The sequence below is a fragment of the Pseudonocardia sp. genome, assembly GCF_025465255.1.
Classification (GTDB): Bacteria; Actinomycetota; Actinomycetes; order Mycobacteriales; family Pseudonocardiaceae; genus Pseudonocardia.
Genome location: NZ_JAODNI010000091.1, coordinates 1 through 24,506, shown reverse-complemented (window position 1 = coordinate 24,506; position 24,506 = coordinate 1). Strand labels below are relative to the sequence as shown.

General features: G+C 72.5%; 25 protein-coding genes and 1 tRNA gene. 15 read left to right on the top strand and 11 right to left on the bottom strand.

The genetic code is table 11. The features are described from left to right. From JWP64_RS09860 to JWP64_RS09840, 5 genes are all read left to right on the top strand, one after another. Positions 1-307: LysM peptidoglycan-binding domain-containing protein (locus JWP64_RS09860; RefSeq protein WP_297494960.1), on the top strand; the 307-nt coding region annotated here is incomplete at its 5' end. A 391-nt stretch (positions 308-698) separates the two neighbouring features. Continuing rightward, a complete protein-coding gene (locus tag JWP64_RS09855) occupies positions 699-1,055 on the top strand; it encodes a hypothetical protein (RefSeq protein ID WP_297494957.1) in 357 nt (118 codons plus the stop codon). 475 nt (positions 1,056-1,530) lie between these two features. Next, a complete protein-coding gene (gene nrdR, locus JWP64_RS09850) occupies positions 1,531-2,067 on the top strand; it encodes a transcriptional regulator NrdR (protein WP_297494954.1) in 537 nt (178 codons plus the stop codon). Between the two features lie 119 nt (positions 2,068-2,186). Then, complete coding sequence (locus JWP64_RS09845; RefSeq protein WP_297494951.1) at positions 2,187-5,078, top strand: vitamin B12-dependent ribonucleotide reductase; 2,892 nt, start codon at positions 2,187-2,189, stop codon at positions 5,076-5,078. 304 nt (positions 5,079-5,382) lie between these two features. Then, entirely contained in the window at positions 5,383-5,814 is a 432-nt protein-coding gene (locus JWP64_RS09840) for a hypothetical protein (protein ID WP_297494948.1), read from the top strand. Here the strand turns inward: JWP64_RS09840 and JWP64_RS09835 are convergent. Continuing rightward, positions 5,783-6,781: an alpha/beta hydrolase gene (locus JWP64_RS09835; RefSeq protein ID WP_297494945.1), complete on the bottom strand. Its 999-nt coding sequence runs from the start codon at positions 6,779-6,781 to the stop codon at positions 5,783-5,785. The two genes, JWP64_RS09840 and JWP64_RS09835, sit on opposite strands and share 32 nt — an antisense overlap. 86 nt (positions 6,782-6,867) lie before the next feature. Here JWP64_RS09835 and JWP64_RS09830 point away from each other — a divergent pair, with 86 nt between their 5' ends. Continuing rightward, a complete protein-coding gene (locus JWP64_RS09830) occupies positions 6,868-7,344 on the top strand; it encodes an NUDIX domain-containing protein (RefSeq protein WP_297494942.1) in 477 nt (158 codons plus the stop codon). Here JWP64_RS09830 and JWP64_RS09825 read toward each other — a convergent pair. Together JWP64_RS09825 and JWP64_RS09820 are read right to left on the bottom strand one after the other, a co-directional pair. Further along, a complete protein-coding gene (locus tag JWP64_RS09825; protein WP_297494939.1) occupies positions 7,333-7,482 on the bottom strand; it encodes a hypothetical protein in 150 nt (49 codons plus the stop codon). The two genes, JWP64_RS09830 and JWP64_RS09825, sit on opposite strands and share 12 nt — an antisense overlap. Further along, complete coding sequence (locus JWP64_RS09820; protein WP_297494936.1) at positions 7,434-8,108, bottom strand: transglutaminase family protein; 675 nt, start codon at positions 8,106-8,108, stop codon at positions 7,434-7,436. Before JWP64_RS09820 ends, JWP64_RS09825 begins: the two co-directional genes overlap by 49 nt. Before the next feature lie 99 nt (positions 8,109-8,207). Here JWP64_RS09820 and JWP64_RS09815 point away from each other — a divergent pair, with 99 nt between their 5' ends. Next, a complete protein-coding gene (locus JWP64_RS09815) occupies positions 8,208-9,212 on the top strand; it encodes a pirin family protein (RefSeq protein ID WP_297494933.1) in 1,005 nt (334 codons plus the stop codon). A 30-nt stretch (positions 9,213-9,242) separates the two neighbouring features. Here the strand turns inward: JWP64_RS09815 and JWP64_RS09810 are convergent, their stop codons facing one another. Beyond that, positions 9,243-9,455, bottom strand: coding sequence for a helix-turn-helix domain-containing protein (locus tag JWP64_RS09810; RefSeq protein WP_297494930.1), 213 nt, complete (start codon positions 9,453-9,455; stop codon positions 9,243-9,245). 222 nt (positions 9,456-9,677) lie between these two features. Between JWP64_RS09810 and JWP64_RS09805 the strand changes: the two genes are divergently transcribed. The 5 genes from JWP64_RS09805 to JWP64_RS09785 all read left to right on the top strand — a co-directional run bounded on the left by JWP64_RS09805 (position 9,678) and on the right by JWP64_RS09785 (position 13,753). Further along, complete coding sequence (locus JWP64_RS09805; protein WP_297494927.1) at positions 9,678-10,364, top strand: transglutaminase family protein; 687 nt, start codon at positions 9,678-9,680, stop codon at positions 10,362-10,364. Between the two features lie 37 nt (positions 10,365-10,401). Then, entirely contained in the window at positions 10,402-11,460 is a 1,059-nt protein-coding gene (locus tag JWP64_RS09800; RefSeq protein ID WP_297494924.1) for an MBL fold metallo-hydrolase, read from the top strand. A gap of 43 nt (positions 11,461-11,503) precedes the next feature. Continuing rightward, entirely contained in the window at positions 11,504-12,382 is an 879-nt protein-coding gene (locus JWP64_RS09795) for a hypothetical protein (RefSeq protein WP_297494921.1), read from the top strand. 250 nt (positions 12,383-12,632) lie between these two features. Continuing rightward, entirely contained in the window at positions 12,633-13,121 is a 489-nt protein-coding gene (locus JWP64_RS09790) for a DUF3145 domain-containing protein (protein ID WP_297494918.1), read from the top strand. Between the two features lie 50 nt (positions 13,122-13,171). After that, entirely contained in the window at positions 13,172-13,753 is a 582-nt protein-coding gene (locus tag JWP64_RS09785) for a hypothetical protein (RefSeq protein ID WP_297494915.1), read from the top strand. An 867-nt stretch (positions 13,754-14,620) separates the two neighbouring features. Here the strand turns inward: JWP64_RS09785 and JWP64_RS09780 are convergent. The 7 genes from JWP64_RS09780 to aceE all read right to left on the bottom strand — a co-directional run bounded on the left by JWP64_RS09780 (position 14,621) and on the right by aceE (position 23,096). Beyond that, complete coding sequence (locus JWP64_RS09780; RefSeq protein WP_297494913.1) at positions 14,621-15,862, bottom strand: beta-ketoacyl-[acyl-carrier-protein] synthase family protein; 1,242 nt, start codon at positions 15,860-15,862, stop codon at positions 14,621-14,623. 89 nt (positions 15,863-15,951) lie between these two features. Then, entirely contained in the window at positions 15,952-16,194 is a 243-nt protein-coding gene (locus JWP64_RS09775) for an acyl carrier protein (RefSeq protein WP_297494910.1), read from the bottom strand. Positions 16,195-16,262: 68 nt separating this feature from the next. Beyond that, entirely contained in the window at positions 16,263-17,249 is a 987-nt protein-coding gene (locus JWP64_RS09770; RefSeq protein WP_297494907.1) for a beta-ketoacyl-ACP synthase III, read from the bottom strand. Beyond that, on the bottom strand, positions 17,246-18,196 hold the full coding sequence (locus tag JWP64_RS09765; RefSeq protein WP_297494903.1) for an ACP S-malonyltransferase: 951 nt from the start codon (positions 18,194-18,196) through the stop codon (positions 17,246-17,248). The genes JWP64_RS09770 and JWP64_RS09765 overlap by 4 nt, the downstream gene beginning before the upstream one ends. A 169-nt stretch (positions 18,197-18,365) precedes the next feature. Beyond that, positions 18,366-19,637 carry a CdaR family transcriptional regulator gene (locus JWP64_RS09760; RefSeq protein WP_297494964.1) on the bottom strand — a complete coding sequence of 424 codons (1,272 nt, stop codon included), beginning with the start codon at positions 19,635-19,637 and terminating at the stop codon, positions 18,366-18,368. Between the two features lie 199 nt (positions 19,638-19,836). Next, a complete protein-coding gene (locus JWP64_RS09755) occupies positions 19,837-20,043 on the bottom strand; it encodes a cold-shock protein (RefSeq protein WP_297494900.1) in 207 nt (68 codons plus the stop codon). A gap of 281 nt (positions 20,044-20,324) precedes the next feature. Continuing rightward, positions 20,325-23,096, bottom strand: a complete 2,772-nt coding sequence (gene aceE, locus JWP64_RS09750) for a pyruvate dehydrogenase (acetyl-transferring), homodimeric type (protein WP_297494897.1) — start codon at positions 23,094-23,096, stop codon at positions 20,325-20,327. Positions 23,097-23,376: 280 nt separating this feature from the next. Between aceE and JWP64_RS09745 the strand changes: the two genes are divergently transcribed. From JWP64_RS09745 to JWP64_RS09735, 3 genes are all read left to right on the top strand, one after another. After that, entirely contained in the window at positions 23,377-23,814 is a 438-nt protein-coding gene (locus tag JWP64_RS09745) for a DUF3052 domain-containing protein (RefSeq protein ID WP_297494893.1), read from the top strand. Positions 23,815-23,934: 120 nt separating this feature from the next. Beyond that, the gene (locus JWP64_RS09740) at positions 23,935-24,396 is read left to right on the top strand and encodes a peroxiredoxin (protein ID WP_297494890.1); all 462 of its coding nucleotides are present in this window, start codon (positions 23,935-23,937) and stop codon (positions 24,394-24,396) included. 34 nt (positions 24,397-24,430) lie between these two features. Next, positions 24,431-24,505: transfer RNA gene (locus JWP64_RS09735), tRNA-Val, on the top strand. Position 24,506 lies beyond the last annotated feature (1 nt).

Here is a 24,506-nt window from a genome sequence, read left to right as displayed (position 1 = left end):
CCCGGTCGGCGAGGCGCGCCACCGGCTACGCCGACTCGTCGCCGGGCTCGCCGTGACGCTCGCCTCGACGGCGGTGGTGGTCGGCCTCGGCCTGATCGCGGACGCCGCGGGCACCGCCGCGGCCCGGTCGACCGTTCCCGACGGGACGCGGCTCGTCGTCACCGGTCCCTCGGACACGGCCTGGGACGTCGCGCGGCGCGTGGCCCCCGAGGCGGACACGGCAGCCGTCGTGGAGCGCATCCTCAGGGACAACCGGCTCACCTCGGTCGCCCTGGAGCCCGGCCGGACCCTGCGCGTCCCGGCCTGATCGACGCCCGGACGGGCGTCCTGCCGTTCTTGTCGGGGGTCGCTGATAGACCTCGGACAGGCGTTCGAGGACGCCCGGGTATCCGGTCCGGGCGCGGTCGGACCGCCGCGGGGAGGTCGTCATGGATCTCGGGAACCACACCAACGACGCGCGCCCGGCCGTCACCGGCCGGCGGCCGCCGAGCGGCACGGTTGAGGGTGCACAGCCGGGCTCGCGAGCGGTCCGCCGCCGTGCGGAGAACGCGGGCCCGAAGGCGGCCCGAGGTGCTCGGCGCGGACGTGGGGACGCGGCCGCGCCGACAGCCCCGCGACGGACAGGCGCGGGTCGGAACGCGGCCTGCGGAGGGCGGCACGCCGGTGGACATCCGGCCGGTGGTCATCCGGTCCGTGGAGTGCGGGACCGCCAGACCGAGGATCTCCGTCCGGGAACCGACGCGCAGGAGGAGTTCGTCCGCCGTGCCGTCCCGCGGGCGCGGCTCGCCCTCGGCACACCCCGTGAGGTCCTCGCTCTCCGCGCTCCGCACAGGGGCGGCGAGCACCCCGCCGGTGCCGATCACGGCCGTGGCAGCTCGCCGCGGCGGCCTGAGCGGGCGTGCGTCGCCCGCCGTCCGCGACGACTCCTGGTCGGGTCCGTCCCGCGGCCCGTCCTCGGTCGGCTGGACCGATTCCTGGCCGGCCTGGCCGTCGTGACGGCCAGCGCCACGGCCGTCGTGCTGCTCGGGCTGCTCGCCGATCTCGCTGCATCGTGAACGTGGGCCCCGGGAGCAGGAGCACCGGGCCGCTGGACGGACTGCCCCGGACGTTCCACCGCCCGCCACGGTTCGTGTCGGTCCGACACCCACGCCCTGGGGCCGGCGCGCGGCCGACACGCCGGGTGCGGGGCGCCCCGGGGGCGACGCGTTCCCCGCACATGCCCGGCGTGTCGCCGACGCGACGAGCGGTCGGCGCGTGCCGGCGCGGCTGTCGGCCCCGAGTGTCGCGGTCACGTCATCCACGTGACCTGCAGGGCGTCACTGGGTGTCGCCGAGGCACCACTGTGGAGCCACCGGGCGGCGTTCGGAGATCGTGTGGAACCCTTCTTCCCACGATCGGGCGAGAGTCGGGGACAACGGGGGCCAGCGATGGCCAGGCCCCACATGTTGTGGTTACATCTGTGTTGTTCGCCTACAGGTTGGGTTCGCCCCAGCCAATTCGGTTCGGCGGGGTCTTCGGGGGAGGTTGCTCGTGCGGTGTCCGTTCTGTCGTCACTCGGACTGCCGGGTCATCGACTCCCGTGAGGTCGAGGACGGCCAGGCCACCCGTCGCCGCCGCTCGTGCGCGGCGTGCGGCAAGCGGTTCACCACGGTCGAGGAGGCCGTGCTCGCCGTCGTCAAGCGCAGTGGCGTCACCGAACCGTTCAGCCGGGACAAGGTCGTCAGCGGTGTACGACGCGCCTGCCAGGGAAGGCCGGTTGACGAGGATGCGCTGCAGCAGCTGGCGCACCGCGTCGAGGAGGCCGTCCGGGCGGGCGGCACGGCCGAGCTGCCCAGCCACGAGGTCGGGCTGGCGATCCTCGGACCGTTGAAGGAGCTCGACGAGGTGGCGTACCTGCGCTTCGCGAGCGTCTACCGTTCGTTCTCCTCCATCGAGGACTTCGAGAAGGAGATCGCCGATCTGCGCGAGGCGGCTGCCGGGGAAGCAGCCGAACCGCGGGACCGGGAGGCGCGTGATCCCGTCGCGCGGCGCACCGGCGCCGGGCGTGGCGAGGCCACGCGCGAATAGGGGCGAGATCGAGGGGCCGACAGCGGTGCCGACTCCCGAGCAGACCCGGTCCGAGACCGTCCCGTCGCCCCAACGGGTGGGACGGCGAAAGAACACGTTCGGATTGTGAGAGGGAGAGCATGACGGAGACCGTCGGGGCGGAAGCCTCGGACAGGACGTCCTCGGGGGGCGGCGCGACGCGTGCCAGGCGCGGAGCGGAGAAGGCGGACGGAAACGGCCCGGTGAAGCGTAAGCGCGCCGCGGGCCTGACGGTCGAGCGCCTCTACACCACCGCCGGCGTGCACCCCTACGACGAGGTGACCTGGGAGCGCCGGGACGTCGTCATGACGAACTGGCGGGACGGCACCGTCAACTTCGAGCAGCGCGGCGTCGAGTTCCCGGACTTCTGGTCGCTCAACGCCACCAACATCGTCACCAGTAAGTACTTCCGTGGCGCCGTCGGCAGCGCGACCCGTGAGTCGAGCCTGCGCGCCCTGATCGACCGGGTCGTCGGCAGCTACCACCGCGCGGGTGTGGAGCACGGCTACTTCGCGACCGACGAGGACGCGGAGATCTTCGCCCAGGAGCTCACCTGGATGCTGTTGCACCAGGTGTTCAGCTTCAACTCACCGGTGTGGTTCAACGTCGGCACCGCCTCGCCGCAGCAGGTCAGCGCCTGCTTCATCCTCTCGGTCGACGACACCATGGAGTCGATCCTGAACTGGTACCGCGAGGAGGGCCTGATCTTCAAGGGCGGCTCCGGTGCCGGCCTCAACCTCTCCCGCATCCGCTCCTCGAAGGAGCTGCTGTCCTCCGGCGGCACCGCGTCGGGCCCGGTCTCCTTCATGCGTGGCGCGGACGCGAGCGCCGGGACGATCAAGTCCGGCGGCGCCACCCGGCGGGCCGCGAAGATGGTCGTGCTGGACGTCGACCACCCGGACATCGAGGAGTTCGTCGCCACCAAGGCCAAGGAGGAGGCCAAGGTCCGCGTGCTGCGGGACGCGGGCTTCGACATGGACCTCGGCGGTTCGGACATCACCTCGGTCCAGTACCAGAACGCCAACAACTCGGTTCGCGTGACGGACGAGTTCATGCGCGCGGTCGAGGAGGGCACGGACTTCGGCCTGCGCTCCCGCACCACCGGTGAGGTCATCGAGCGCACGGACGCGCGGAACCTGTTCCGCGGCATCGCCCAGGCGGCCTGGGAGTGCGCGGACCCGGGCATGCAGTACGACGACACGATCAACGACTGGCACACGACCCCCGAGTCGGGCCGGATCAGCGCGTCGAACCCCTGCTCGGAGTACATGCACCTGGACAACTCCAGCTGCAACCTCGCCTCGCTGAACCTGCTGAAGTTCCTGGGCGACGACGGCCAGTTCGACGCCCCGAAGTTCGCCAGGGCCGTCGAGCTGATCATCACGGCGATGGACATCTCGATCTGCTTCGCGGACTTCCCGACCGAGCCGATCGCCGAGACCACCCGCAAGTTCCGCCAGCTCGGCATCGGCTACGCGAACCTGGGCGCGCTGCTCATGGCCACCGGCCACGCGTACGACTCGGACGGCGGGCGTGCGCTCGCCGCGTCGATCACCTCGTTGATGACCGGTGCCGCGTACAAGCGATCCGCCGAGCTCGCCGGCGTCGTCGGCCCGTACGAGGGCTACGCCCGCAACGCCGAGGCGCACCAGCGCGTCATGCGCAAGCACGCGTCGGCCAACGACGGCTACCGGACCTACCCGGCCAGCACCGCGATCCAGAAGCTCGCCACGATCACCTGGAAGGATGCGCTGGCCACCGGCGAGCGCAACGGCTGGCGCAACGCGCAGGCCTCCGTCCTGGCCCCGACGGGCACGATCGGCCTGATGATGGACTGCGACACGACCGGCATCGAGCCGGACCTGGCGCTGGTCAAGTTCAAGAAGCTGGTCGGCGGCGGCTCCATGCAGATCGTCAACCAGACCGTGCGCCGGGCGCTGGACAAGCTGGGCTACCAGGCCGAGCAGGCCGAGGCGATCGTCGAGTACGTCGCCGAGCACGGGCACGTCGTGGACGCGCCGGGCCTGCGCCCGGAGCACTACGAGGTCTTCGACTGCGCCATGGGCGAGCGGGTCATCGCGGCGATGGGGCACGTCCGGATGATGGCCGCGGTGCAGCCGTTCCTGTCCGGCGCGATCTCCAAGACGGTCAACATGCCGGAGACGGCGACGGTCGACGACATCGAGCGCGTCTACATGGACGGTTGGAAGCTCGGCCTCAAGGCACTCGCGATCTACCGGGACAACTGCAAGGTCGGGCAGCCGCTGTCCGCCGGCAAGACCGCCCGCAAGGACGCGGAGCCCGAGACCGTCACGGTCGTCGAGCAGCGCCCGGTCCGTCGCCGGCTGCCGAAGAAGCGTCCGAGCGAGACGGTGTCCTTCACCGTCGCGGGCGCCGAGGGATACCTGACCGCCGGTTCCTACCCGGACGACGGCCTCGGCGAGATCTTCGTCAAGCTCGGCAAGCAGGGCTCCACGCTCGCCGGCGTGATGGACGCGTTCTCCATGTCGATCTCGGTGGGCCTGCAGTACGGGATCCCGCTCGAGTTCTACGTCTCGAAGTTCTCGAACCTGCGCTTCGAGCCGGCGGGCATGACGGACGACCCGGACGTCCGGATCGCCACGAGCGTCCTGGACTACCTGTTCCGGCGGCTCGCGCTGGACCACCTGCCCTACGAGAAGCGTGCCCAGCTGGGCATCTTCTCCGCGGCGGAGCGCACCAGCCAGGTCGCGGAGAGCTACGGCCCGGGCGACTTCGGCGCGGACGTCGACATCGACGCCATCCGCTCCGGCGTCGACGCCACCCCGGCGGCGGCCGAACCGGCGGGCGTCGCTCCGGCGCCGGTCGAGGTCGGCAGCTCCACGGAGCTCCTCGAGCTGCGGCTGGGCAAGGCGGCCGACGCGCCGCTCTGCCTCACCTGCGGAACGAAGATGCGCCCGGCGGGCTCCTGCTACCTCTGCGAGGGCTGCGGCTCCACCAGCGGCTGCAGCTGACCCACTCCGCACGCCCAGACGGGCCCGGCACCGCACGGTGCCGGGCCCTCGGCCGTTTCCGGCGCGGAGGCTTCCGGCGCTCGAGTGGCTCAAGCAGCGCAGGATGACGCTCGAGCCACTCGAGCGCCGGGGACAGGTCGGGGCGGGGCGGCGAGGCACGCCAGGGCGTGAGCCGGGACGCATCCCGTCACGTTCCTCAGCGCGGCCCTGTCCCCTCCCGTACGGCCGATATCCGGGCCCGGACGACGGGAGCAGTGATGGACGAGCCGATCCTCGCACCGGGGGAACCGGGACCCTCGGGCGAGTGCTGGTCGAGCGGCTGCGGGCCCGCGGCGCGACGCCCCGGGTGCTGAGCAGGAAACCGGGTGAGCGGCGCGTGGTCGGGGACCTCGCCTTCTTCGACGCCTTCCCGCTGCCCGGCCACACCTGGGCCGCGTACTTCCCGCCCTACCACGAGCACTTCGTCCCGGACGTCGGCGCGTACAGCCTGGCGGTCGGGGTGATGCTCGGGATCACGGCGTGGCGACCGGAACCGCTGCTCGTCCGGACCACGCTGATCGGGTTCCTGCTGTACTCGATCCCGCACACGGCGTTCCACGCCCTGCCTGCACGGGTTCCGCCGGCCGACGCCGTCGCGCAGACCGCCGGGACGGTCGCGCTCACCGTGGTCGGTGCGCTCCTGCTGGTCCTCACGACGAGCCGGGTCAGGTCGCGGAGCGCTCCTCGGCCGGGCTGATCGGACCGGTGGTCCCGCCCTTCGCCCGCAGCAGCTGCCGCCACTGCTCGGGGCTCCACCGCGCCGGCTCGGTGGAGCCCAGGAAGTCCTCGAGCAGCCCGACGAACCGCGCGGGGTCGGTGTGGAACGGGAAGTGCCCGGCCTCGGGGAAGATCTCCAGCCGGCTGCCGGGCATCGCCTCGTGCGCCCGGTACGCGTGCGCGACGGGCAGGATCGCGTCCCGCCGGCCCCACACGAGCAGCGTCGGCATGCCGCGGGTCAGGTAGCAGCGGTCGAGCATCGTCACCACCTGGCCGCGCCAGTCCACGACCGCCCGCAGCGTCCGGATGAAGGCCGCCCGGGCCGTCGCGTCCGGGAGCGAGTCGACGATGCGGAGCATGTCCGGCGCGTCGAGGCCCAGGCCCGTCCTGAGCACCTTCAGCATCTCGACGGCCGCACCCACCTGCCAGCGCATCCCGGGCAGGCGCAGCGCGTTCAGGGCGAGCGCGGCGCCGGGCATCGACATCAGCCGCAGCCCCGGGTTCACGTCCGGCCCCGCACCGCCGCTGCCGACCAGGACGAGCCGCTCGGTGCGCTCCGGGAACTGATAGGCGAACTGCATGGCGACGCCGCCGCCCAGGGAGTGCCCGACGAGCGTCGCGCGCGGGACGCCGAGCACCCCGAGGAGATCCCGCACCCCGTTCGCGTAGGCGGCGACCGAGTAGTCCGCGCGCGGCTTGTCCGAACGGCCGTGGCCCAGCAGGTCCGGCGCGATCACCAGGTGTCGGCGGGCGAGCGCCGGGATCACGCTCTCCCAGGTCGTCGAGCTGTCCCCGATGCCGTGGATCAGCACGACCGGCGGCCCGGATCCGGCCACCCGGAACGCCCGCCGGTACCCGTGGACGGTCCGGTAGCGGAGGTCCGCGTCGCGTTGCGGGACCGCGCCCAGCCGCCCGCCGCCGGTGCGCAGGCGCGCGGCGCGGCTCATGGCGGTCTCCCTCCGCACGGGTCTCCTCGACCCACGACGGTAGGCCGGTCGGGTTACCGCGGTGTTGCCCGCGCAGAATCTGCGCCGTGATCGATCGTTTCCGGCTCGTGCCCGCCGCCTACGTGGTCCTGCGCCGCGGCCCCGAGGACGGCGGGGAGGTCCTGCTCCAGCTCCGGCGGAACACCGGCTACCGCGACGGCTGGTGGGCGACGGCCGCCGCGGGGCACGTCGAGGCGCGGGAGACCGTCGTGGAGGCGGCGTGCCGGGAGGCCGCGGAGGAACTGGGCGTCACCGTCGATCCGGACGATCTCGTTCCACTGACGGCGATGCACCGCACCCACCGCAACGACGACCCGATCGACGAGCGGGTGGACTTCTTCTTCACCTGCCGCCGCTGGACGGGCGAACCGGTCCTGCAGGAGGAGACGAAGGCCGCGGACCTCGCCTGGTTCCCCGTCGACGCGCTGCCGGAGCAGACCGTCCCGCACGAGCGGTTCGTGTTCGAGAGCCTGCCGGCGGGCGGCCCGCCGGCGATCACGACCTTCGGGTTCTCACCGGAGTGAGAGGGCCTCCGCCGGGTCCTCCGCGGGCAGCTCGTCGACCACCGCGGTGATCATCATCGAGTTCAGGTCCACGCCGTCGTGGTGCGTGGTCAGGAACGCGGTGTCCGAGGCGTCCCGGCCCGTCGAGATCCGCAGCATCGAACGCCGGGGCGCGAGCCCCGTCGCGTCGACGACCCGCCACTCGGACCCGTCCAGGCCTCGACGACCGCGTGGAAGTCCATCGGGCTCAACCCCGGCGCGTACACCGCGACCAGGCGCGCCGGCACGTCCCGCGCGCGCAGCAGCGAGACGACCCGCTGCGCGTAGTCCCGGCACGCCCCCTCGCCGAGCAGCAGGGTGTCCACGGCGTCGTCCGTCGGCTTGCTGGACCCGCCGATGTAGAGCAGCCGGCCGTTGACCCAGTCGCGGACGGCGTCGATCAGCTTTCCGGTGTCCTCGATGTCCCCGAACTCGTGGTTCGCCGTGGACAGCAGCTTGTCCGACGGGCAGTAGCGGCTCGGCCGCATCTGCACGATCCGGTCGTGCTCCTCCGACCCCGGCGGCGCCGGGATCGGGAACGTGCCCTCCACCGACGCCGCGTACCCGACGACCAGGGCGCCCGGGGCGCACTCCTTGATAATGTGCACGCGCCCGCCGTAGCCGCCGTCGATCTCGCGCGGGGTGGGCAACGTGGAGCCGTCCAGGGTCAGCACGAGCTCCTCTGCGGTCGTCGGACCCGCGACGGCGATCTGGAGGGACAGCAGTGCCGGTTCGGTGACGGTCAACTCGAGCCGGCCCTCACGTCGCGTCGCAGGATCGTCGCAGCAACGGATGACATGCGTGTGTCCCGGCTACCGTTGAACCTTCCGGGATGGGGGATCTCGATGAGCAACATGACGGCCGACCCGTCGGTGACCGTCTGTTCGGCGGACGCGTCAGCGGCTCCGACGCACGACCTGCTGCGCTCGAAGACCGTGCGGCTGGGGGAGAGCACACTGGTGCGGCGCCTGCTGCCGAGCCTGGACCGGCGGATGGTCGGCGCGTGGTGTTTCGTGGACCACTACGGCCCGGACGAGGTCGCCCGCGAGCCCGGCATGCAGGTCGCCCCGCACCCGCACATCGGCCTGCAGACGGTGAGCTGGCTGCTCGACGGCGAGGTGCACCACCGGGACTCCCTCGGCAGCGACGTCGTGATCAGGCCCGGCGAGCTCGGCCTGATGACGGCGGGGAGGGGCATCGCGCACTCCGAGCAGTCCCCGGACCCGCACGCCCCGCTGCTGCACGGCGCCCAGCTGTGGGTCGCGCTGCCGGACGAGGACCGCGCGAGCCCGCCCCGCTTCGAGCACCACGTGGACCTGCCGGTCCTGCGGAGCCCGGGCATGCGCGCGACGGTCCTGCTGGGCGAGGTCGACGGCGCCCGCTCCGCCGGCCGGGTGCACACCCCGCTCGTCGGCGTCGACGTCGAGCTGGCCGCGGGCGCGGACGTCCGGCTGCCGCTCGAACCGGACTTCGAACACGCCGTTCTGACGGTGTCCGGCAGCCCCGAGATCGGCGGTGAGCCGGTGGACGGGCCGGCACCCGGCCTGGACGTCGGTGCCCTGCTCTACCTGGGCTGCGGACGTCGCGAGCTGCGTCTACGGGCGGAGACGGACAGCCGGTTCCTGCTGCTCGGGGGCGTGCCGTTCGCCGGTGAGCTGGTGATGTGGTGGAACTTCGTCGGCCGGACCGGCGCCGAGATTGCGCAGGCCCGCGCGGCGTGGCAGGCGGAGATCGCGGGCGCGGACGGACCGTACGGGACGGTGCGGGGCTACGAGGGCGATCCGCTCGCGGCGCCCGCCCTCCCACCGACGCCGCTGCGCCCCCGCGGCCGGGCCGCCCGGAGGACGTAGCGGTCTGCTCGTCGCACGGAGCACAGCAGCTCAGCTGGCCTCGTACCGCGCGGCCCGGATCAGGTCCTCGACCGCGCCCCGCTGCACCCGGAACGACCGCCCGAACCGGACAGCGGGCAGCTCCCCGCTGTGCAGCAGCCGGTAGACCGTCATCTTCGAGACCCGCATCCGTTCGGCGACCTCGGCCACGGTGAGGAACGGTGCCTCGATCACGTCCTGCTTGCCCGGCACCTGTTCTGCCATGCCCTCGAGACCTCCGTCGTCCGTGCCGCCACACCTGCGACGTGTGGGGTTCCTGTGACCGGAGAGTAGTCGACATCGCCTCACCGACCAGGTGATCGACGGCCCACGGACGGGTGGACCGGCCGCGCCGGGTTCGGGGTGTGTGACGCAAAGTCGATCGACGATCGCTCTGAGTTCCGAGAACCGCGTCGTACGATCGCCTCGAACGAGGAGGTTCTCCCGATGACCGCACAACCGATCACCGACGACCCGGTCCTCCCGGAGCACCTGGCTCCCACGGAGTTCGTGGACTCGGACTCGCCGCAGGTGCGCGCGTACGTCGCGCGCGTGGTGGGGGACGAGCCGGACCCGGTCCGGCGGGCGGTGCTGCTGTTCGAGGCCGTCCGGGACGGGATCTGGTACGACCCGCACCACATCGCGTCCGCGCGCGAGGCCTACCGGGCGAGCGCGGTCGCGGAGGCGCCGTCGAACTGGTGCGTGCCCAAGGCCGTCCTGCTCACCGCGGCCGCGCGGGCGGCCGGCATCCCGGCGCGTCTGGGCTTCGCGGACGTCCGCAACCACCTCACGTCGTCCCGGTTGCAGGAGAAGATGGGCGGCGCGGACCTGTTCGTCTTCCATGGCTACACCGACCTGTACCTGAACGGGCGCTGGGTGAAGGCGACGCCCGCGTTCAACGCCGAGCTCTGCGCCCGCTTCGGTGTCGCGCCGATCCCGTTCGACGGCGACGCGGACGCGCTGATGCACGAGTTCACCGGGGACGGCAGCCGGCACATGGAGTACGTCCGCTACCGCGGCGTGTACACCGACCTCCCGCTCGACGAGATCCTCGTCGAGTTCGCACAGGTCTACGGCTCGGCGATGGTCGGTCACGAGGCCGGCCCGGCGGAGGTGGACGAGTTCGTACGGTGAGGAGTCGGGTGAACGACCGTTCGCCTAGGGTGCCGACATGACCCGCCCCGAACTCCACGACGACCCCGGTGCGGCCGGGGACTGGACCGCGTCCGGCGTCTACCGCTGCGCCCCGGACGTCTACCGGATCCCGCTGCCGCTGCCCAACGACGGGCTGCGCGCCGTCAACGTCTACGCGATCGCGGACGACGCGGGCTGGACTCTGGTCGACGCCGGCTGGGCGCTCGCGGAGTCCCGCGAGCTGCTCGCAGGGGCGCTCGACGTGCTCGGCTCCGGCCTGGCCGGCGTCCGCCGCTTCCTCGTCACCCACTCCCACCGCGACCACTACACGCAGGCCGTGACGCTCCGGAAGGAGTTCGGCGCGCAGGTGCTGATCGGCGCGGGGGAGCGGCCCAACATCGACGAGGCGATCCGCCCCGGGCACACGGCGTGGGGCGTGCACGGGGCCCGCCTGCACCGCGCCGGTGCGGACGAGCTGGCCGCCGAGATGGACGCCGTCCCGCGCGGCGAGCGGGACATGGCCGGCTGGGAGCGCCCGGACGGCTACCTCGCGGACCGGGCCGTCGTCACCGTCGGGCCGCCGGCCGCCCGGCGGCGCCTCGAGGTCGTCGAGACGCCGGGGCACACCCGCGGGCACGTCGTGTTCGCGGACGAGGCGTCGGACCTGCTCTTCGCCGGGGACCACGTGCTGCCGCGGATCACGCCGTCGATCGGCTTCGAACCGCGCCCCACCGCGACCCCGCTCGGAGACTTCCTGGTCTCGCTGCAACTGCTCAAGGACCGGCCGGACGCGGCGCTGCTGCCCGCGCACGGCCCCGTCGGCCGGCGGGTGCACGAGCGGGTCGACGAGCTGCTGGAGCACCACGCGGACCGGCTCGACGCCACGCTCAAGGCGACCGAGGAGGGCCGGAGCACCGCGTTCGAGGTGGCCGGGGCGCTCACCTGGACCCGGCGCGAGCGGACCCTCCCCGAGCTCGACCGCTTCAACATGATGATGGCGGTTCTGGAGACGCAGGCCCACCTGGACCTGCTGGTCCAGCGCGGGATCCTGACGACGGAGGATCACGGAGTGGTCATGCACTACGCCACGCCCTAGCAGCTCGACTACGGCAAGTGCTCGGCTGCGTACTCTCCGTCGCATGGTGCAGGTCGGTGGAGGCACGGTCGGAGCGGCGCGGGCGATCCTCGCGGCGCTGATCACCGCTGCGGCCGCCGGCGGAATGCTGGCCGGCCTCCGTGACGAGGCCCCTGCGGCGGTCCCGACCTGCGTGCAGGCCGGGCCCTACGCGCCGCCCGCCCCGGACAGCGTCGGCGTGCCGGACGACCTGCCGCTCTGCCGGATCTCCGCGCTCACGGTCAGCGAGCCCGGCGCCGTCCTGGACGGGCTGGAGGTCGCGGGCGGGATCGTCGTCGAGGCACGGGACGTGGTGGTCCGCCGCAGCCGGGTCACCGGGGACGGCACCCTGCCCGCCGGAATCCGGACGGTCGACGGTGGCTCGGTGCGGATCGAGGACACGACCGTCACCGGCGACTTCACCGAGGCCGGGGTGGAGGGCGCGGACTGGACGGCCGAACGCGTCGAGCTCGCCGGCCTCCGCGGGGATCCGGACCTCACCGGTGCCCGGCTCGGGCCGGGCGTGACCCTGCGGAACAGCTGGCTGCACGACCTCGCGGGCTCCGGCGACGCCCTCGCGCTCGTCGCCCCGGCCGGGGACGTGCTGGTGGAGGGCAACCGGATCGAGCGCGGTCCGGGTGGCGGGAGCGCTGTCGTCGTCGACCCCCCGCCCGCGTGGCGGGCGGAGCGGCCCGGAGCCGTCGTGATCCGGGGCAACGAGCTGGGCGGCGGCGACTACACGCTGCGCCTCGGCGAGACCTCGGACGGCCTCTCCGACCTGTGGATCACCGGCAACCGCTTCCGCAGGGACGCCGCCGTCGGACCCCTGCGGGTGCCCGGCGAGGCCGATCTCGCGGACAACCTCTTCGTCGACGGCGGGCTGCTCGGCGGAGGCGGAGGATGACCGGGCCCGGGGCAGTCGCCGGCCCCTACCGGAACGACACTCCCGGTGGGGGGCGACACGCCGCGTCCACCGCGCGGTGGTGGCGGCGATCCGTCGGATCGTGCACAGTGATCACCGCACAGCCGTATCCGCTCCCTGAACGGGTTGGGAGACCCGCACCTACACGCACGCGCCAGTGGCATCACCGAAGACACCGCACGACCGAGGACGTTGGGGAAGGCGATCCTCGTCTCGAAAGCGGAGGTCAGCAGTGAGCACACGTGGCGTGGTCTACGTCCACTCGTCGCCGACTGCGGTCTGCCCGCACGTCGAGTGGGCGATATCAGGCGTCCTCGGTTCCCGAGTGACGTTGCAGTGGTCTGCGCAGCCCGCCGTTCCCGGCCAGCTGCGCGCGGAGTGCACGTGGGGTGGCCCCGCGGGCAGTGCCGGTGCGCTGGCCGGTGCCCTGCGGGCGTGGCCGATGCTGCGCTTCGAGGTCACCGAGGAGCCCAGCCACGGCGTCGACGGCCAGCGGTTCTGCCATGTCCCCGGCCTCGGCCTGTGGAGCGGGCGGACCAGCGCCAACGGCGACGTCGTCCTCGGGGAGGACCAGCTCCGCGCCGTGCTCGCCGAGACCCCGGCCTCGCAGGTCCGTGGCCGCATCGCCGAGCTCCTCGGGGCCGCGTGGGACGAGGCCCTCGAGCCCTGCCGCTTCGCCGGCGACGGCGCCCCGGTGACCTGGCTGCACCAGGTCGGCTGACCGGCGGCCTCCCTGCTGGGGCGGTTGCAGGCATCCGGCAGACTGTCCGGGTGAGCGGCGAGGCGTCCGGGCGGCCTGGTACACGTTTCCGGGCACGCCGCACGATGCTGGTCGTCGTGCTGGTCGTCGTCCTCGTGAGCGGCGGGATCGGCGCCGCCGTGGCGGGGGTCCGCTCCTTCGAGGGGAGTGCCCCGCTGTACGCACCGCCGGACAGACCCTCCTCCAGCGCCGGGTCGAGCGAGGTCACGCTCAGCCTGGACGCGGTGGCGCACCCGGCCGGAGAGTCCGTGCGGTCGCAGCTGCAGCGCTACTTCGACGCGATCAACGCCAAGGACTACCAGGGCTGGTCGGACACCGTCGTGCCGGACCGGGTGGCCCGGCAGCCCGAGGAGGCCTGGCAGGCGGGCGTGCGGACCACCGTGGACGGCACGATCCGGGTGGACCGCATCGACGACCGTCCCGCGGACGCCCTCCTCGCCCTGGTCCGCTTCGTGAGCACCCAGGATCCCGCCGACGCCCCGGAGACGCTGCGCACGGGCCGGATCTGCTGGCGGGGGAGCCTGCCGCTCACCGGGAGCCCGCCGCGGATCGACACGGGCGCCGCCGGCAGCCTCGTCGGCAGCCCCTGCTGAGGTCGGTCGAGCACGGGGGTCGAGCACAGGGGTCGGTCGAGCACAGGTTTCGCCGCCCCGGCACAGGGCCGAACCTGTGCCGGAACGCCACGACGTGTGCTCGGAGGCCCAGAGCGGCCCGGAGACGAGCGGCCACCGGCGCGAAGGCGGACAGCTCGGTCCACGTCCAGCGGACGACCGTGAGGCCCTCGGCGCGGAGCGCGCCCTCCCGCCGCTTCTCCGCGAACACCGTGTCCCCGGCTCCTCCCCTCGATCACCGTCACCGCCTGCGGGAACGGAACACTCCGACCCAGGTCGACGAGTGTCCGCGCCATGGAGGTGACCGCGATCCCGTCGCGGACGACGACCTCGCTCGGATCGAGGAGGGCGGAGTGGAGACAGAGGTCCCTGCCGGTGCGGGCACCTCCGCGCCGGGCCCGCGTCATGTGCACCCGGTCCAGAGGGACGCCCCAGACCGGCAGACCGTGGAGGACCGCGGCGGACACGTGGCTGACGACGGCGCCGCCCGGCCAGCTCGCGAGCACCCGCACCGCCGCCGCGACACCCAGGCGGTGCGCGGCCGCCGGGTCCTCGAGTCGCCGGTCCCCGGCCTCGACGTAGGCCCCGCGCCGGATCGACGCCAGCCGACCGTTCCTGCGGAGCCGCTGCACCTCTTCCTGCGCCAGACCCGCGGCCACCAGTCGGACCGCACCACACCCCGTCGACGCCCACGCCGCCACGATGACGGACTCCCGTCACCCGGGCGACCGTCCATCCACAGGCTGGGTGTTCGAGCACAGGCTGCGGCGCTCGAGCACAGACGACAGCGTCCCGGCACAGGGTGGAACCTGTGCCGGGACGCCGGGAAGTGTGCTCGAGGAGAGCCGGTCAGACCTTGGTGAACACCAAGCTGGCGTTGTGCCCGCCGAAGCCGAAGGAGTTGTTCACCGCGGCGGTGAGCTCCATCTTCCGCGGCTCCCCGGCCACGACGTCGAGTGTGACGCCCGAATCCAGCTCGTCGAGGTTGAGGGTGGCGGGGATGATCCCGTCCCGCACCGAGAGCATCGCGATGATGCCCTCGACGGCGCCCGCGCCGCCCACGAGGTGCCCGAGCGCGGACTTCGGGGCGGTGATGACCGGGTGGTCCCCGATCGCCTTGCGGATCGCGACCGTCTCGCCGACGTCACCGGCGACCGTCGACGTCGCGTGGCAGTTCACGTGCCCAACGTCGGACGGGGAGATCTCGGCGGTGCGCATCGCGTTGGCCATGGCGCGGGCCTGGCCCGTGCCCTCCGGGTCCGGCCCGGTGATGTGGTAGGCGTCGGAGGTGATTCCGACGCCCGAGAGCCGGCCGTGCACGGTGGCCCCGCGGGCGGCGGCGTACTCCGCCCGCTCGAGGACCATGACGCCCGCACCCTCGCCGAGGACGAACCCGTCCCGCTTGGTGTCGAACGGCCGCGACGCCTTCTCGGGCTCGTCGTTGCGCTGGCTCAGCGTGCGGGCCTGCACGAACCCGGCGACGGTGATGCCGCTGATGCAGGCCTCCGCACCGCCGGCGATCACGACGTCGACCTCGCCGGCCTTGAGCAGCCGGTACGCCCAGGCCAGAGCCTCGGCACCGGTGGCACATGCGGAGGCGGGACTGTGCACGCCGCCGCGCGCGCCCATCTCGAGGCCGACCATGGCAGCCGGCCCGTTCGGCATCAGCATCGGGACGGTCAGCGGCGAGACCTTCCGCAGCCCGCCCGTCTCCAGGAGGTCGTCCTGGTCGAGCAGGGTGGTCACGCCGCCGATGCCCGTCCCGATGACGACGGCGAGCCGCTCGGGCTCGACCCGCGGCTCCTCGCCCTTCTCCACGGCGAGGCCCGCGTGGGCCCACGCCTCGCGGGCCGCGATGATCGCGACCTGCTCGGCGCGGTCCATCCGGCGGGCCTGCACGCGCGGCAGGACCTCGGACGGTTCCACGGCGAGCTGCGCCGAGATCTTGACGGGCAGGTCGAACTTCTCGACCCACTCGCCCCGGGTGCGCCCGACGCCGGACTTGCCGGCGAGCAGGGCGTCCCAGGTGGACGTGGCGTCCCCGCCGAGCGGGGTCGTCGCGCCGTAGCCGGTGACGACGACGTCGGTCATGACTCCGCCTCCGCGGAAGGAAGTACGTCGGCGGGCATGCGGGGGCCTCCTGAAAGCGGTGCAGCGGCGGTGCGGATGCGAGCGGGGTCTTACTGGTTCTTCGAGATGTAGTCGACGGCGTCGCCCACGGTCTTCAGCTCGGCGAGCTGCTCGTCCGGGATCTTGACGCCGAACTTGTCCTCGGCCTGCACCGCGATCTCGACCATGGAGAGCGAGTCGATGTCCAGGTCGTCGACGAAGGACTTGTCGGCGGTCACCTCGGCGGTGTCGATGCCGGCGACCTCCTCGACGATCTCGGCGAGGCCGGAGAGGATCTCGGCGTTGTCAGCCACGGGTGTGCTCCTTCTGGTGGGGGTGGTGCCGGTCGGTGCAAGCAAAGCAGGCCACATCGAATCAGGCCTCACGGGCAGACGACTACCTGGCCCGCGTACGAGAGGCCCGCGCCGAAGCCTACGAGCAGCGCGAGCTCGCCGGAACGGATCTTCCCGGCGGCGCGCATGTGGTCGAGCGCCAGCGGGATCGAGGCCGAGGACGTGTTGCCCGAGTACACGATGTCGTCCGCGACCCGCATGTCCTCCCGGGCGCCCTTGGCCCGCAGCCGCTTGGCGACGGCCTCGACGATGCGCAGGTTCGCCTGGTGCGGGATCAGCACGTCGATGTCCGCGGGCGTGAGACCGGCCTTCCCGATGGCCTCGAGCGCGACCGGGGCGATCTGCGTGGTGGCCCAGCGGAAGACCGCCTGGCCCTCCTGGTGCAGCTTGTTCGTGCTCTCGCCGAGGATCCGGATGGTCGACGCGATGTCCCCCGCGCTGCCCCAGGCGACCGGCCCGATGCCGACGTCGTCCTCGGTCGAGGCCCCGCCGACGACGGCCGCGCCAGCGGCGTCCGCGAAGATGATGCAGGTCGAGCGGTCGTCCCAGTCCACCCAGTCCGAGAGCTTCTCCGCGCCGATGACGAGGGCGTTCTTCGACGTCCCGGAGCGCACGAGGTCCGCGGCGGCGCCGAGGCCGTAGCAGAACCCGGCGCAGGCGGCGTTGAGGTCGAACGCGGCGGCGGCGTGGATCCCGACCCGGTCCGCGGTCTGCGCGGCGGCGTTGGGGATCGGGTTCGGCATCGTGCAGGTCGCGACGATCACGGTGTCGATGTCGCCGGCGTCCAGCCCCGAGTCCTTCACCGCGCGGGTCCCGGCCTCGACGGCCATGTCCACGAGGGTGGTGTCGTCCTGGGCGATCCGGCGCTCGACGATGCCGACGCGGTCCCGGATCCACTGGTCGTCCGTCTCGACCCGCTTCGCGAGGTCGGCGTTGGTGACGACGTGCTCGGGCTGGTAGCTGCCGAGCCCGAGGATGCGCGCCCCGGCGAGGGCGGGCGCCAGGTTGAACTTCACTGTGTGGGCTCCTTCTGAGCCGCTCCCGCGTGCTCGGCGATCAGCGCGACGGCCTTGTCGAGGTCGTCCGGGGTCTTCAGCGCCAGGGTGGCGGTGCCCTTGAGGTCCCGGCGCACCAGGCCGACGAGGGTACCCGCCGGCGGGAGCTCGATCACCGCGGTGACCCCGAGCTCCTTCAGCGCGGCCATGCAGGAGTCCCAGCGGACCGGCTTCGTCACCTGCGAGACCAGCCGGTCCAGCGCGTCCTCCCCGGTGGTGACGACCGAGCCGTCGGCGTTCGTCAGCAGCGGCCGGACCGGGTCCGCGGGGGAGATGTCCTTGGCGTGGGCGCGCAGCGCCTCCTCCGCGGTCGCCATGAACCGCGTGTGGAACGCGCCGGCGACGGGCAGCGCGGCCACCCGCCGGGAGCCCACCGGGGGCCCGGCGACCAGCTCGTCGATCGCGCCGATCGAGCCGGCCGCGACGATCTGGCCGGCGCCGTTGCGGTTCGCCGGGTCCAGCCCCAGCTCCGCCAGCCGGGCGACGACGACGTCCGGCTCGCCGCCGAGCACGGCGGCCATGCCGGTGGGCTCGAGCGCGCAGGCGGCGGCCATCTCGCGACCGCGGACGGCGGCGAGGGCGACGGCCGCGTCGGGGGAGAGGACCCCGGCGATCGCCGCGGCGGCGAGCTCACCCACGGAGTGCCCGGCCGTCGGGGCGCCGGAGGGCAGGTCGATCCGCGCGGCGAGGGCGGCGGCGGCGAGCAGGGCGTTGGCGACGACCAGCGGCTGCGTCACCGCCGTGTCCTTGATCTCGTCCGCGCCCGCCGTGGTGCCGAGCCGGCGCAGGTCCAGCCCCGTGGCGTCGGACCAGGCGTCGACCTTCGCCGAGGCCGAAGGGTCGTCGAGCCAGGGTTCGAGCATGCCGGGGGTCTGGGATCCCTGTCCCGGCGCGAGCAACGCGATCACAGCCGCCTACCCAACACGGTCGACCTCCGGCTCCGGGATACCGCCACGCACCAACTCCAACCCCGGGATTTGGAGGATGTCCACAACGCGACCGGGATCATCGACCCGACAGGCGAGTGGCCACCGGGGCGATTTGTAGGGTCCCGCAGGTGACCGTGGTCTCGATGGTTCATCTCCGATGCTGGTCAGGAGTGTACGCGGACGCGTCGGGGGTCCGGTCCGCCGCGGCGAGGCGGCCGGCCACGAGCGCGGTCCGCAGCACGAGCTGGTCCCGCGGGTCCGCCGGCACGAGGCCTGTGAGTTCACTCACCCGGCGTAGCCGGTACCGCACCGTGTTGGGGTGGACGAACAGCGCGCGGGCACACGCCTCGAGCGCGCCGCCGCCCTCGAGATAGCTCCCGAGGGTGCGCAGCAGCTCGCCGCCCGCGCTCTCCACGGGCTCGATCACGGTCTCCACGAGCCGCTGGTGCGCCACCGCGTCGCCGCACATCGCGCGCTCCGGGAGGAGGTCGTCCGCCGCCACCGGCCGGGGTGCGTCCGGCCACGCGGGAACGGCGCGGAGCCCGGACAGCGCGTCCCGGGCGCTGGCGTGGGCGTCGGCCAGGCCCGTCGCCAGCGGGCCGACGACGACCGGGCCCGGGCCGAAGTCGGACACGATCGGCCCGATCACCGCTTCCGGGGACGACGCGCCGACCGAGTCGTCGTCCGGTACCCCGCGGCTCCGGCGCGGCTCGCTGAGCAGCACCACGAGCCGGTTTCCCTGCACCCCGACGAGAACCGAGCGGCCGAGCCGGGCCGCGTGCCGGCGCAGCCCGGTGAGCGACTCCGGCGGGGGGTCCGCCTCCTCGAGCGGCGGGCTGCCGACGATCACGCGCACGGCCGCGGCGGGGTCCCAGCCGAGGACGGCGGCGCGGGAGAGCACGCCGTCGGCCCCGTCCTGGGCGTCGCCCCGGACGACGCCGTCGACCACGAGGGCCTCCAGCCGCGCGTCCCAGGCGCCGCGGGCCTCCGCGGCGGCGGCGTAGACCGTGGCGGCGGCGAAGGCGATCTCCCGGCCGAAGCGCAGCACGGCCTCGACGAGGATCCGGTACTCCTCGCGGTCGGCCGCCAGCGGCGGCAGCCGCTCCTCGAAGACCTCGGTGGCGATCCGGACGAGGTCGACGGTCTGGCGCAGGCTCAGCCGGCGGGCGAGGTCCCGCGGCGCGATCCGGAAGGCCTCGGCGGTGAGCCGGATGGTCTCGGTGGGCTCGCCGAGCCAGGCCACGAAGTTCGCGACGCCCGTCTGCGTCACGAGGAGGACGCCGGCGCGCTGGTCCGCGGGCAGCCGGGCGAACCACGGCTGGCGCTCCTCCATGGCCGCGAGGCAGGAGCCCGCGAGGTCCCCCGCGGCCAGCTCGAGGCGCCGCAGTGTCGCAGGTGAGACCCTGCGGACCTCGGACAGCGTCACGCGCAGAGCATGGCACGTCCGGGGATGCACCCGTCCCCGGACGTCATCGACCGGGGTGACCGCTGGGGTCACCCCGGTCGACGACGACGTACCGATCGATCTCTGTGCGGGGACCTGGAGGTCTCGCGAGGAGCGCAGAACCGGTGAGCGCCGATGGGTGGTGGAAGGTGCTTGCGGGTGTCGGTCGGTCCGATCAGCCGAGCGGGGTGACCGCGGTCGCCTGCGGCCCCTTCTGCCCCTGCTCGATGTCGAACGACACGCGCTGCCCCTCGTCGAGGCTCTTGTAGCCGTTCACCTGGATCGCGGAGTAGTGCACGAACACATCCGCGCCACCACCGTCGGGTGCGAGGAAGCCGTAGCCCTTCTCGCTGTTGAACCACTTGACGGTGCCCTCTGCCATTCTTGCTCTCCTCGTGCCTGCTCACCGGAACGCCGTGTCCCGAATTGCGCCGCCCGGCCGCAACTCCTTCGCGACCAGGTGGAACGCCTTCCGCGCGATCACGCGGTCGGCATCGGGCGGAGCCTAGCGCGATCCTGGCGCGTTGCCGAGAGTCAATTCGCCGGTTATCCGTTCCGGAACGCGGAGGAAACACGGGAGCGGAGAGCCGGGGCGCCGATCGGCGTTAACGGTTATTCACGTAACCGATTACGCCCAGCTCTCGGCGCCCCGCGCACCGATGGTCAGGCCACCCCGGAGTCCGACGTCTGCGGGCCGGCCGCCTGCGGGTCGTCGATGCGGTACTTGGCCGCCGCCTCGCCCGCGACGCCCTTGTCGATCTCCCCGCGCTTCGCCAGCGAGGACAGCGCCGCGACCGTGATCGACTCGGCGTCGACCGCGAAGTGCCGACGGGCGGCCGGACGGGTGTCCGACAGGCCGAAGCCGTCCGTGCCGAGCGAGGTGAACGGCGCCGGGACCCACTGCCGGATGAGGTCCGGCACGCCGCGCATCCAGTCCGAGACCGCGACGACCGGCGAGTCCGAGCCGCCCAGGGCGGTGGCCACGTACGGGGTCACCGGCTCGGCGTCCGGGTGCAGCAGGTTCGCGCGCTCGGCCTCGACGCCGTCGCGGCGCAGCTCGCCCCACGACGTCACCGACCACACCTCGGCACCGACGCCCCACTGCTCGGCCAGCATGTCCCTGGCCCGCAGCGCCCACGGCAGCGCGACGCCGGAGGCAAGCAGCCGCACCTGCGGCCCGTCCTCCTTGTTCGTGCCGACGTAACGGTAGATGCCCTTGAGCAGCCCCTCGACGTCCAGGCCCTCGGGCTCGGCCGGCTGCACGTACGGGTCGTTGTAGACCGTCAGGTAGTAGATGACGTTCTCGGGCTCGTCGCCGACCATCCGGCGCAGCCCGTCCTGCACGATGTGCGCGATCTCGTAGGAGAACGCCGGGTCGTAGGCCACGACGGCCGGGTTGGTGCTGGCCAGGACGAGCGAGTGGCCGTCGTTGTGCTGCAGGCCCTCGCCGGTCAGCGTCGTGCGGCCCGCGGTGGCGCCGACGAGGAAGCCGCGCGCCATCTGGTCCGCGGCGGCCCAGATCGAGTCACCGGTGCGCTGGAAGCCGAACATCGAGTAGAAGACGTAGACCGGGATCATCGGCTCGTCGTGCGTGGCGTAGGAGGTGCCCGCCGCGGTGAACGACCCGACCGAGCCGGCCTCGTTGATGCCCTCGTGCAGCAGCTGGCCCTGCTCGGACTCCTTGTAGGCCAGCATCAGCGTCGCGTCGACGGACGTGTACTGCTGCCCGTGCGGGTTGTAGATCTTCTGCGTCGGGAACATGGAGTCCATGCCGAACGTGCGCGCCTCGTCCGGGATGACGGGGACGAAGCGGCCCCCGATCTCCTTGTCCTTGATGAGCTCGCGCAGCAGCCGGACGAACGCCATCGTGGTGGCGACCTCCTGCTTGCCGGAGCCCTTCTTGACGAAGTCGTAGACCTTGTCCCCGGGCAGCACGAGCGGCTTCGACGTCGTGCGCCGCGACGGCAGCGGACCGCCGAGCTGACGGCGCCGCTCCTCCATGTACCGGATCTCCGGAGCGTCGTTCCCGGGGTGGTAGTACGGCGGCAGGTACGGGTCCTTCTCGAGCTCGGCGTCCGAGATCGGGATGCGCTGCTCGTCCCGGAACTGCTTGAGGTCCGGCAGCGTCAGCTTCTTCATCTGGTGCGTGGCGTTGCGGCCGGCGAAGTGCGAGCCCAGCCCGTAGCCCTTGATCGTCTTCGCGAGGATGACGGTGGGCTGGCCGTTGTGCTCGGTCGCCGCCTTGTAGGCCGCGTAGACCTTGCGGTAGTCGTGCCCACCGCGCTTGAGCTGCCAGATCTGGTCGTCCGTCAGCGGCTCGACCAGCGCCTTCGTGCGCGGGTCCCGGCCGAAGAAGTGGTCCCGGACGTACGCGCCGTCGTTGGCCTTGTAGGTCTGGAAGTCCCCGTCCGGAGTGGTGTTCATCAGGTTGATCAGGGCGCCGTCGCGGTCGCCGTGCAGCAGCGAGTCCCACTCGCGGCCCCAGATCACCTTGATGACGTTCCAGCCCGCGCCACGGAAGAACGACTCCAGCTCCTGGATGATCTTGCCGTTGCCGCGCACCGGCCCGTCGAGGCGCTGCAGGTTGCAGTTGACGACGAAGGTCAGGTTGTCCAGGCCCTCGGTCGCCGCGATCTGGATCTGCCCGCGCGACTCCGGCTCGTCCATCTCGCCGTCGCCGAGGAACGCCCAGACGCGCTGGTCCGAGGTGTCCTTGATACCCCGCGCGCCCAGATAGCGGTTGAACCGCGCCTGCATGATCGCGTTCATCGGGCCGAGGCCCATCGAGACGGTGGGGAACTCCCAGAAGTCCGGCATCAGGCGCGGGTGCGGGTAGGAGGGCAGGCCGTGGCCCTTGCCGCCGTGGCTGAGCTCCTGGCGGAAGCCGTCGAGACGGTCCTCCGACAGGCGCCCCTCGAGGTACGCGCGGGCGTAGATGCCGGGGGAGGCGTGGCCCTGGATGTAGACCTGGTCCCCGCCGCCCGGGTGCTCCTTGCCGCGGAAGAAGTGGTTGAAGCCCACCTCGTACAGCGTCGCCGACGACGCGTAGGACGAGATGTGCCCGCCCACGCCGATCCCCGGGCGCTGGGCGCGGTGCACGGTCATGGCCGCGTTCCACCTGATCCAGCGACGGTAGGCCCGCTCGGCCTCCTCGTCCCCGGGGAACCACGGCTCACGGTCCGTCGGGATCGTGTTCACGTAGTCCGTGCTGGTCAGCGACGGCACGCCGACGTGTCGTTCCCGGGCTCGCTGCAGCATCCGCAGCATCAGGTAACGCGCGCGCTGCTGGCCCGCGGCGTCGAGGACGGCGTCGAAGGAGTCCATCCATTCGGCGGTCTCCTCGGGATCGATGTCCGGGAGGTGCGCCGCGAGTCCGTCGCGGATGACGTGCACGCGTCGGGGACTGTCGTCGCTGGTGGTGCTCTGGCCGGTCAAGGGATCTCCCTGCGTGGGCGTGCAGTGTCGGTACTCGTTGTTCGGTGTCGACCTCGTCGTCGACAGTGTCGCGGGTGTTGCTGCGGTGTTGCCTCCACCGCCCCTGTGCCGTGGTACGGCGGGTGCGCGACACATCCCCTATCGTGCCCCTCTACGCGTGATCACGGAACGGCGGTTGCGCGCGGCAGTCCGGTCGTGTTCGGATTCCGCATCGATGAGTCGGGTTCCCTAGGGCGCGGACGCTGAGTCCGTGCCCGTTCACGAGGAAAGAGGTGCACGCGTGGTCGCCGCGGAAGATGCCGGACGAACGTCCGACATCGCGGGCAAGCTCGGTGTCGAACCGGGCATGGTCGTCCAGGAACTGGGTTATGACACCGATGTCGACGAGACGGTGCGCGACGCCGTCGAGGAGCGCTCCGGCGACGAACTCCTCGACGAGGACGCGCAGGAGGTCATCGACGTCGTACTGATGTGGTTCAGGGAGGGTGACGGCGACCTCGTCGACGCCCTGGTGGACGCCCGCGCCAATCTGGCCGACAACGGCATCGTCTGGGTGTTGACCCCCAAGACGGGCCGGGACGGCCATCTCGAGCCGAGCGAGATCGCCGAGGCCGCGCCGACGGCGGGCCTCACCCAGACGTCGAACGTCAGCGTGAGCGACGAGTGGGCCGGCGCCCGGCTCGCGTCGCCGAAGGCGAACAGCAAGGCCAAGCGGTGACCTGAGCCCTCGACAGCCGTGGCGCGGGTGGGCGGCTCGCCCCCCGTGGCCTAGGCTCGGCCGGGAACGTGCCCGCCGGGTGACCGGCGGGCTCCCGCATGCCTCCGAGGAGTTGTACGCATGGCCGCACCCGAGGTCGGTTCCCAGGCCCCCGACTTCACGCTGAAGGACCAGAACAACCAGGAGGTGACCCTGTCGTCGTTCCGCGGCGACAAGGCTGCCCTCGTGGTGTTCTACCCGTTCGCGTTCTCGGGGGTCTGCACGGGCGAGCTCTGCTCCGTCCGTGACGACCTGTCGAGCTTCCAGAACGCCGACGTGCAGATCCTTGCCGTGTCGGTCGACCACCCGTTCGCGCTCAAGGCGTGGTCGGACGCCCAGGGTTACGAGTTCCCGCTGCTGGCGGACTTCTGGCCGCACGGCGAGGTCGCCAAGGCCTATGGCGTCTTCAACGACGGCGCAGGCTTCGCCCTGCGCGGCACGTTCCTCGTGGACAAGGACGGCGTCGTCCAGTTCTCCGAGGTCAACGGGCCGGGCGAGGCGCGTGACCAGGACGGCTGGAAGAAGGCGCTCGCAGCACTGTGAGTCGTCTCCCGGGGCCCTCGGGCTCCGGGATCCCGGGCGCGTAGCTCAGCGGGAGAGCACTCGGTTTACACCCGAGCGGTCGTAGGTTCGATCCCTACCGCGCCCACCAT